Origin of the sequence: Streptomyces sp. NPDC004658 (genome assembly GCF_040609555.1) — a bacterium.
GTDB lineage: Bacteria > Actinomycetota > Actinomycetes > Streptomycetales > Streptomycetaceae > Streptomyces.
Genome location: NZ_JBEXKG010000406.1, coordinates 1 through 1,198 on the forward strand (window position 1 = coordinate 1; position 1,198 = coordinate 1,198).

A 1,198-nucleotide genomic window follows, 5' to 3' on the forward strand; every position below is an offset into this window, starting at 1 on the left:
AACGAGACGGACCACTCCGACTTACCCGGCCTCCTGGACCAGGCCGAACGGGGGGGGATGCCGCCCAGGGCCGAACTGTGGGGCTGGGGAAAGGTGCACCGCACCGAGCTGCCCCTGGAGGAACTGGCGGCCCGGTGCGGACGGGCCGTCCTGGCCGGCTCCGGCACCGATCCGGCCGACGTGGACGCCCTGGTCCTGTGCTGCACCGGCTTCCCCGGTGACGCGGAGACCCACGGCGGGTTCGTCCAGGCCGTCCTGGCGGGCCTCGGGACGAAGAACCACGACGTGGTGGGAGTGACGCTCAACCGCTGCACCAACCTGCTGGCCGGCCTCGTGGTGGCCCGTTCCCTGGTCGCGGGGGGCAGCCACCGGCGCGTCCTCGTCCTCACGGTGGACCGGGTGACCGACGAGGCGCGCCGCATGACGGGATTCGCCCTGTTCAGCGACGGCGCGGCCGGCTGCCTGGTGACGGACGGGGCCGGTGAGTACACGCTGGTCGACACCGCGACGGCGCACGACACGAGCCGTATGGACTGGTCGGAGGAAATCAGTTCCGAGCTGTCGCGCCGCGTCAACGACACCCTGCTGACCCCGCGCGGAATGAAGCCGTCGGACATCGACGGAGTTCTGCACACCAATGTCTTCAAGCCGGTGGTCACGATGAAGGAACTGCAGGCCGGATTCAAACCGGCGCAGCTCTCCCTGGACAACATCGAACGCGTCGGGCACTGCTTCGCCGCCGACCCGCTCATCAACCTGGTCGACCGGAATCGCGAGGGCCGGGTGCGGCACGGCCGTCACTACCTGCTGGCCGCCAGTGTTCCGGGATCACGCGTGGGAGTTCTGCTGCAGAGGACGCCGGCCGAATCCGGCCACTGATCTCTGCGCACGCCGACCCTTCCGTACGGCACGTCCGATGACTGACCTCAGGGGCTGACCATGTCGACTGTCGCGCAATCGAGCTGCTCACCTTCCGACGATCTCCTCACCGACCGACTCACCTCGCTCCCCCTCGACCGGTTCGAATGCAGTCCGGGAACGGAGGAATCCGCGGCCGGAATTCTCGCCGGGGACCCCGGGGAGCTCTTCCGCCACCTCCTCCGCGACCAGGAGTCGGAGACGTCCGTGCTCGTCGCGCAGAGGGTCGTGATGGCCTTCTTACGGAGTGTTCCGGAGCCCGCGGACGGTTCTGCGCCCA

At 69.0% G+C, this 1,198-nt stretch carries 1 protein-coding gene; it reads left to right on the top strand.

The genetic code is table 11. The features are described from left to right. A partial coding sequence (locus tag ABZV94_RS41720) for a 3-oxoacyl-[acyl-carrier-protein] synthase III C-terminal domain-containing protein (RefSeq protein ID WP_356350333.1) occupies positions 1–879 on the top strand: 879 nt, incomplete at its 5' end. Positions 880–1,198 lie beyond the last annotated feature (319 nt).